At 57.1% G+C, this 8,064-nt stretch carries 8 protein-coding genes; 5 read left to right on the top strand and 3 right to left on the bottom strand.

Annotated features, from left to right (window positions below):
• The first annotated feature begins 8 nt into the window (after positions 1 to 8).
• The gene (locus M6D89_RS08915; RefSeq protein ID WP_253967665.1) at positions 9 to 974 is read left to right on the top strand and encodes a magnesium transporter CorA family protein; all 966 of its coding nucleotides are present in this window, start codon (positions 9 to 11) and stop codon (positions 972 to 974) included.
• 202 nt (positions 975 to 1,176) lie between these two features.
• On the opposite strand, the gene folK is transcribed toward M6D89_RS08915, so the two are convergent.
• Genes folK through tsaD form a run of 3 tightly spaced genes read right to left on the bottom strand, consistent with a single transcriptional unit; the run spans position 1,177 to position 3,117 of the window.
• Positions 1,177 to 1,698, bottom strand: coding sequence for a 2-amino-4-hydroxy-6-hydroxymethyldihydropteridine diphosphokinase (folK, locus tag M6D89_RS08920; RefSeq protein ID WP_253967666.1), 522 nt, complete (start codon positions 1,696 to 1,698; stop codon positions 1,177 to 1,179).
• Complete coding sequence (folB, locus tag M6D89_RS08925) at positions 1,695 to 2,054, bottom strand: dihydroneopterin aldolase (RefSeq protein WP_253967667.1); 360 nt, start codon at positions 2,052 to 2,054, stop codon at positions 1,695 to 1,697. Before folB ends, folK begins: the two co-directional genes overlap by 4 nt.
• Positions 2,055 to 2,088: 34 nt before the next feature.
• Positions 2,089 to 3,117 carry a tRNA (adenosine(37)-N6)-threonylcarbamoyltransferase complex transferase subunit TsaD gene (tsaD, locus tag M6D89_RS08930; RefSeq protein WP_253967668.1) on the bottom strand — a complete coding sequence of 343 codons (1,029 nt, stop codon included), beginning with the start codon at positions 3,115 to 3,117 and terminating at the stop codon, positions 2,089 to 2,091.
• Between the two features lie 170 nt (positions 3,118 to 3,287).
• Here tsaD and rpsU point away from each other — a divergent pair, with 170 nt between their 5' ends.
• From rpsU to rpoD, 4 genes are all read left to right on the top strand, one after another.
• Positions 3,288 to 3,503, top strand: a complete 216-nt coding sequence (gene rpsU / locus M6D89_RS08935) for a 30S ribosomal protein S21 (RefSeq protein WP_215976076.1) — start codon at positions 3,288 to 3,290, stop codon at positions 3,501 to 3,503.
• A 57-nt stretch (positions 3,504 to 3,560) separates the two neighbouring features.
• Complete coding sequence (locus M6D89_RS08940) at positions 3,561 to 4,010, top strand: GatB/YqeY domain-containing protein (RefSeq protein WP_253967669.1); 450 nt, start codon at positions 3,561 to 3,563, stop codon at positions 4,008 to 4,010.
• 47 nt (positions 4,011 to 4,057) lie between these two features.
• On the top strand, positions 4,058 to 6,025 hold the full coding sequence (dnaG, locus tag M6D89_RS08945; RefSeq protein ID WP_253967670.1) for a DNA primase: 1,968 nt from the start codon (positions 4,058 to 4,060) through the stop codon (positions 6,023 to 6,025).
• A 111-nt stretch (positions 6,026 to 6,136) separates the two neighbouring features.
• Complete coding sequence (gene rpoD / locus M6D89_RS08950; protein ID WP_253967671.1) at positions 6,137 to 7,942, top strand: RNA polymerase sigma factor RpoD; 1,806 nt, start codon at positions 6,137 to 6,139, stop codon at positions 7,940 to 7,942.
• Positions 7,943 to 8,064: the final 122 nt, after the last annotated feature.

The raw sequence follows: 8,064 nt of genomic DNA on the forward strand, positions 1-8,064 counted from the left end.
GAATTTCTATGATTAAAACCATTTGGCTGACCGAGCACAACGAACGCTTGGTAGGCGGGGAAGAGCAAATTGAGCTGTGGCGCGAAAGCGGTGAAGGCTACTTGTGGGTAGATATTCTGAGCGAGAACACCCGCGCCGAACGCGATTTACTGCTGTCGCTGGACTGCCACCCCCTGGCCGTCGAAGACGCCCAGCGCGAACGCCACCCGCCCAAGACCGAAACTTTTGAGAATCAGGTGGTCACCCTGTACCGGGGCATTACGCACTTTGATGAAAAGCTCAATGTCGAGCTGGTGCCGATTGCGCTCTTTGCCTCAGAGAAATGCCTGATCAGCGTTCACCAGGGCAAATCCATGAGCATACAGCAGCACTGGAATGACACCAGCGGTCAGTTACTTAAGCAGCCGGCAGTGCTGGCCACCCGAATCATGCACTATTCCATTGGCCGGTTTCTGGACGCGGTGCTGACCTTTGAGGAACGCATTAACGAGCTGGAAGACGCCATGCAGGACAACCCCAACGACTCGGCCATGCGCACCCTCATTGCCTACCAGTCGCGCCTGCGCAAATTAAAACGGGTATTTAACTACCACGAGCGTATCGCCCACACCCTGCTCAAAGAAACCCCCGACCTGTTCCTGCAAACCGAGCCGGATATTATTCACGCCCTGCAGGATTTATTCGACCGCTGCGAGCGGGTGCACAGCCTGTCCACCATGTACTATGAAATCTGCGGCGACTTAATTGACGGCTATCTCTCGCTAAGCTCTCACCAGCTAAACAACACCATGCGGGTACTGACCGTCATTACCGCCATCTTTGTGCCGCTTACCTTTATCGCAGGTATTTACGGGATGAACTTCGACCACATCCCCGAACTGCACTGGGAAAACGGCTATTTTATAGTGATGGGATTGATGGGTTTAATTGGCGCGGGATTGCTGGTGTTGTTTAGAAAATTGCGGTGGTTGTGATGATGACAGCTTGACGTCTGATGTCGGACGTCTGACGCTATTTGGGAACGCGGAACAAAATTATCGCGTTTTTGGCACATGCGCTGTCAAGTTTTTTGTCAACATTCCTAAAACATAAACCTCACAATAAAAAGGGGCAAACCACGAGGTCTGCCCCTTCTTTTGCGTCCAGCATTCCGCGTCTGACATCCGACCTCCGACGTCAGACTTTCCCTACCATCGATATCTCCTCCCCCCGCCACTCAAACGCCACGGGCCAGAGCTTTTGCGCACTTTGATCATAATCCTGCCACAGCTCGCGGTAGCTGCGCTTTAAAGAGGGGTGGCGGGTGTCCGGGGCCAGCTCGGCCATAGGCAAAAGGACAAAAGCATTTTTGGTGATTTCGTCGCGGGGCAGTTCCACGCCCGCCTCTTCACCCACAAAATCATCCACAGTGAGAATATCAATATCCAGGGTACGGGGGCTGAACTTGGGGCCCTGGCGGTTGCGACCATTATTGTCTTCAATCTGTTTCAAATGCGCCGACAGTTCGCCGACCGGCAGCGAGGTATTGATCCCCACCACCAGATTGAGAAAATTGCTGCCGTCAAAGCCCACAGCCTCACTTTCGTACACAGTGGAGATGTCTAAAGCCCCAAACTCCGACGCCAGCGCGTCCAGGGCCGCCGTAATATGGCGGTAGCGATCAATGTTACTGCCCAGGCTTAAATAGACGCGGCTCATGCCGGCTTTTCTCCGCGCTCGATAATCAGGCCCACATCCCGAGCGCCGCGCAAAGCGCCGGGCTTACTCAGGCGCAAACGCAGCCAGGGCACGTTAAATTCATCGCGCACCAGGGCGGCAATCTCTTCGGCCAGCGACTCCACCAAAAGGGCGCTGCGATTTTCCACGTGGGCGATAATGCGTTTGGAAACAGCCTTATAATTCAGCGCGTATTCAATATTGTCGGTCTCGGCGGCGCGGCGAATATCGGCGGCCATTTCCAAATCGACGCTCACGGTCTGGCGCACTTCGCGCTCCCAATCGTAAATACCGATAATGGTTTGAATCTGTAAGTCTCTAATATAGACGATGTCCATGGCGCTCTCTGTGTCAGTCAATCAGTAGGCGAAATCAAATGGGCGGCAAGCTATCCAGCGGCCAGCGCGGGCGCACATTAATGGCGAGCCCCTCGGTCTGCCCTGCGGCCAAACGCTGGGCACCGGCGTAGGCGATCATGGCGCCATTATCGGTGCAGAACTCGTGGCGGGCGTAAAACACCTGAGCGCCTATTTTGCGCAGCGCCTGCTCCAGGCCCGCACGTAAACGTTTATTGGCCGATACCCCACCGGCAATCACCAAGCGCGGGTAGCCGGTTTGCTCCAAAGCCCGGCGGCATTTAATCACCAGTGTGGAGACCACCGCCTCTTCAAAAGCCCGAGCGATATCGGCGCAGGTTTGCTCATCGGGCAAGCCGTCCGGCCCCTTGTGCTCGGCCACGGTATTTAAGGTATAGGTTTTAAGCCCCGAAAAACTAAAGTCGAGCCCCGGGCGATCCACCATAGGGCGGGGAAAGGTAAACCGGCCCAGGGTGCCGGATTCGGCCAAGCGGGCTACATGGGGGCCACCGGGATAGTCCAAATCCAGCATCTTCGCCGCTTTATCAAAGGCCTCGCCCGCGGCATCGTCCAGCGACTCGCCCAACAGCTGATACAGGCCAATCCCCCCTACCTTAACCAACTGGGTATGGCCACCGGATACCAGGAGGGCGACAAAGGGGAACTCCGGCGGCTGCTCTTCCAGCATGGGGGCCAGTAAGTGGCCCTCCATATGATGCACGCCAATCGCCGGCACCTTCCAGGCGTAGGCCAGCGAACGCCCCACACTGGCCCCTACCATTAAGGCCCCCACCAAACCGGGGCCAGCGGTATAGGCAATGCCTTCTACTTGGCTGACATCCGTTTGGGCGCGGGCGAGCACGTCTTTAATAAGCGGCAGGATTTTGCGCACATGATCCCGCGAGGCCAGCTCTGGCACCACGCCACCATATTCACTGTGCAGCGCTATTTGGGAGTATAAATCGTGCGCCAACAACCCCTCGCGGGTGTCGTAGAGCGCAATTCCGGTCTCGTCACAGGAGGTTTCTATCCCCAGTACTCGCATACTTTTCGCCCGTGTGCCTTAAAAGCCCGCTATCATATAGATCCGCCAGGGCTGGGGCCAGCCAAAGGAGTAAAAAACCCGCAAGAAGCGCTTGCAGGTGTCAGCTTAAGTGTATAGAATCCCGCACCCTTAGAACGTTAGACATTTTTTGTTCAACCAAAGGTAAAAGCATGCCTTCAGTAAAGATTAAAGAAAACGAGCCGTTTGACGTCGCTCTGCGTCGCTTCAAGCGCGCTTGCGAAAAAGCTGGCGTATTGTCCGAAGTTCGCAGCCGCGAGTTCTACGAGAAGCCCACTGCCGTTCGCAAACGCAACATGGCGGCCGCGGTTAAGCGTCACGCTAAAAAAGTACAGCGCGAGTCTCGTAAGTTCCAACGCCTGTACTAAGCCGGTGCCGACTGCCTGCGGGCAGTTGGGCCTAAGCTCTGCTTAAAAGGGTATTTTATGGCGTCTGAGCTAAAAACCCGCATTAACGACGAGCTAAAAACCGCCATGCGCGCTAAAGAAAAAGCGCGCGTGGCGGTTTTGCGTCTGGTAATGGCGGAATTTAAACGTATCGAGGTCGATGAGCGCATCGAGCTGGACGATGCCCGCGTGCTCGCGGTACTGGACAAGATGCTCAAGCAGCGTCGCGACTCGATCACCCAGTACGAGCAGGCAGACCGCCCCGAGCTGGCCGAGCAGGAAAAGAGCGAAAGCCTTGTGATTCAAGAGTTTTTGCCCCAACCGCTCACCGATGCCGAACTGGATGAGATTGTCGACAAAGCCATCGCTCAAACCGGCGCCAGCGAAATGCGCGACATGGGCAAAATCATGGGCCTGATTAAACCCCAGGTACAGGGCCGTGCCGATATGGCCGATGTCAGCAAGCGGATTAAAGCTTCTTTGGGTTAATACCGCGCTCGATAGGCGCGGCTCATAAATTGCCGTAAACTCGCTCCATGAGCCGCATCCCCCAGTCTTTTATCGATGAACTGCTGGACCGCCTCGATATCGTCGAGGTGGTGGATCATCGCGTCAAACTAAAAAAGACCGGTAAAAACTACGCCGCCTGCTGCCCCTTCCACGACGAAAAGACCCCCTCGTTTACCGTCAGCCCCGACAAACAGTTCTATTACTGCTTTGGCTGTGGCGCCAGCGGTAATGCCGTGGGCTTTTTAATGGACTACGAGCGCCTGCCCTTCCCCGAGGCTGTGGAACAGCTGGCGCATCTGTGCGCCATGGAAGTCCCCAAAGAGGAAACCTCGCCTGCCGTTTCCAAGCAAGAGCGCCTGCGAAAACGTCTTTACGAGCTACTGCAAAAATCCAGCGACTTTTACCAACAGCAACTGCGCGAACACCCGGGCCGCGCCAAAGCCGTGGACTATTTAAAAAGCCGGGGCCTCGATGGCCGCATTGCCCGCGACTATGGCATTGGCTACGCCCCGCCGGGCTGGGACAACCTACTCAGCAACCTGGGCACCAGTGGCGAAGCCCGCGAGGGATTACTGACCTCGGGCATGCTGATTCAGCCGGAAAACACCGACCGGCTTTACGATCGCTTTCGCTACCGCATTGTTTTCCCCATACACGACACCCGCGGCCGGGTCATCGGCTTTGGTGGGCGGGTACTGGGCGACGACAAACCCAAATATTTAAACTCTCCGGAAACCCCGGTCTTTCACAAAGGGCGCGAACTCTACGGCCTGTACGAGGCCCGCGAAGCCTACCGCAACCTGCCCCGCCTGCTGGTGGTAGAAGGCTATATGGATGTGGTCAGTCTAGCGCAGTTTGGCATCCGCTATGGGGTCGCCACCCTGGGCACAGCCTGCGGCGAAGAGCACTTAGAGCGCGCCTTTCGCTACACCAGTGAAGTGGTGTTCTGCTTTGACGGCGACAGCGCCGGGCGCCGCGCGGCCACCCGCGCCCTTGAAGCGTCCCTGCCCGCAATGACCGACGGCCGCCAGGTAAAGTTTTTGTTTTTACCCGAAGGCGAAGACCCGGACACCCTGGTGCGGCAAGTGGGGCCCGAGAAATTCGAAAACATGATCGATATGGCGGTGCCGCTGGAGGACTACCTGTTCGACGCCGCCGCCGAGGGTATTAACATTCGCACCATGGAAGGCCGCGCGCACTTAAGTAAGCGGGCCGCCCCCCTGCTGGCCAAACTGCCCAAAGGTGTCTTCCGCGAGCTGATGTTCGACTCGCTCGCCAATCGCACAGGTCTTAATCGCAGCACCCTGGAAGAGCTGGTGGAAACGCCCGAGGCCCTGCCCAGCGCCGCCCCGGCGCCGGAACCGGAACCCGTGGCACGGGTGCGGGTCGATGAGCTGCAAGCGCCACTGGAGGACATCCCCCCACCTCAGGATCACGACTACCCGCCGCCGGTTGATATTCCCGCCGAGGTTTACGACGAGCGCCCGCAGGCAGAAGCTGCCGCCCCGCGCGAGCAGGCGCCCAGCCGCTATTTGATGCCGCCGCACCACAAGGCCATGGCGCTGCTGCTGGCCCACCCCGAGCTGGCCGAAACCGAGCCCGAACCCAGCTTTTGGCTCAATCAGGACAACATTGAGCTGCGCCGCCTGGGGCGATTGCTAAAATTACTGCACGAGCGCGGCCACTATCAGCTACCGCATATTTTGGGGCACTGGCGCGCCAACTTTGGCGAAACCGAGTGCGATCGCTTAGCCGCCATTGCTGGCAACGACCTACTTCATTCGGCTGCCAGCTTGACCCGCAACGAGAGCGACACCGAACACAGCTACAACGCCCGCGCCGCGCTGGAGTCCAGCCTGGGCAAAATGCGCGAAATACTGGCCAAAAGCCACCGCGACCAGGCATTGGCCAGGCTGAAACATGCCGATGCCAACCAGCTGACGCGCGAAGAAAAAGCCGCCCTGGTGGCCCAGGCCATCGGCCGGGAAAAGTAAACTTTTTTCTTGCTTAACCCCCTTATTTTCCTTGAAATTCCTAGAACTGCCACCATCGTTTAGGCTATAATCCCGCGCTTGCTTTTTAACTGCTACTTTCAAAGGTTTCGAATGGCTGACGACGCTAAACAGCAACAGTCTCGCATCAAAGAGCTCATTGCTCGAGGTAAAGAACAGGGCTACCTGACCTACTCCGAAGTGAATGACCACCTGCCCGAGGATATTTCAGATCCCGATCAGGTCGAAGACATCATCCAAATGATCAACGACATGGGCATCCGCGTGTTTGAACAGGCGCCCAATGCCGATGATCTGTTGATGGCCGATGGAGACTCCTCCGCAGACGAAATCGCCGCTGCCGAAGCCGCCGCCGCGCTCGCCGCCGTAGAGACCGAGGCCGGTCGCACCACTGACCCGGTGCGCATGTACATGCGCGAAATGGGCACCGTGGAGCTGCTGACCCGCGAGGGCGAAATTGCCATTGCCAAGCGTATTGAAGAAGGTGTGCGCGAGCTGATGCACGCCATCGCCCACTGGCCCGGCTCGGTACAGCAGGTCATCGACGAGTACGAACTGGTCGAAAAAGAAGAGCGTCGCCTGGCCGATGTGATTATCGGCTGGCTGGACCCTTCGGACGAAATCCCCACTGCGGGCTCTAGCCCAGCTAAGTCTTCCGACGATGACGACGACGAAGAATCCACCTCTGGCGTTGATCCGGAAGAGGCCAAAGAGCGCTTTGGCGCCCTGAAAAAGCAGCTGGCCAAAACCGAAAAAACCATTGAGAAACATGGCCGCGATAGCAAACAAGCGGAAAAAGAGCTGGCTGCTTTGGGCGAGATTTTCAAATTCTTTAAACTGCCCCCGCGTCAGTTTGACCCCATTTACATTGTGGTACGCGATATTCTCGACCGCGCCCGCCGCGAAGAGCGCGCCATTATGGATTTTTGTGTGCGCAAAGCGAAAATGCCCCGCAAAACCTTTGTTAAAGAGTTTCCGGGCAACGAATCCAACGACCAGTGGGTCAGCGAAATCGGTGGCAAAAAGCGCGACTACTCAGAGCGCCTGCTATCGTTTGAGCCGCAAATTGTGCGCGCGCAGCGCAAGCTGCAACAGGTGGAAGAAGAGAGCGGCCTGAGCCTGGCCGCCATTAAAGACATCAATCGCCGCATGTCCATTGGCGAGGCCCGCGCCCGCCGCGCGAAAAAAGAAATGGTCGAGGCCAACCTGCGCCTGGTTATTTCTATCGCGAAAAAGTACACCAACCGCGGCCTGCAATTCCTCGATCTGATTCAGGAAGGCAACATCGGCCTGATGAAAGCGGTAGACAAATTCGAATACCGCCGCGGCTACAAGTTTTCAACCTACGCCACCTGGTGGATCCGTCAGGCCATTACCCGCTCCATTGCGGATCAGGCCCGCACCATTCGTATTCCGGTGCACATGATAGAGACCATCAACAAGCTGAACCGCGTCTCGCGTCAAATGCTGCAGGAGATGGGTCGCGAACCCACCCCCGAAGAGCTGGGCGAGCGCATGGAAATGCCCGAAGATAAGGTGCGCAAGGTTCTTAAAATTGCCAAAGAGCCCATCTCCATGGAGACCCCCATCGGCGACGATGAAGACTCCCACCTGGGCGACTTTATTGAAGACACCACCATTGTCTCGCCCGTGGAATCGGCCACCAGCATCGGCCTAACCGAATCCACCCGCGACGTCCTGGCAGGCCTGACCGCCCGCGAGGCAAAAGTACTGCGCATGCGCTTCGGTATCGACATGAACACCGACCACACTCTGGAAGAAGTGGGCAAACAATTCGACGTAACCCGCGAGCGTATCCGTCAGATCGAAGCCAAGGCACTGCGCAAACTGCGCCACCCCTCGCGCTCCGATCACCTGCGCAGCTTTTTGGACGAATAAGGGATTTACAAGAATTCGGAGCTGGCTATAATGCCGCTCCGGAACGCAGAACGCAGAACGCAGAACGCAGAACGCAGAACGCAGAACGCAGAACGCAGAACGCAGAACGCAGAACGCAGAAC

Origin of the sequence: Gilvimarinus xylanilyticus (genome assembly GCF_024195295.1) — a bacterium.
In the GTDB taxonomy this organism is placed as follows: Bacteria; Pseudomonadota; Gammaproteobacteria; order Pseudomonadales; family Cellvibrionaceae; genus Gilvimarinus; species Gilvimarinus xylanilyticus.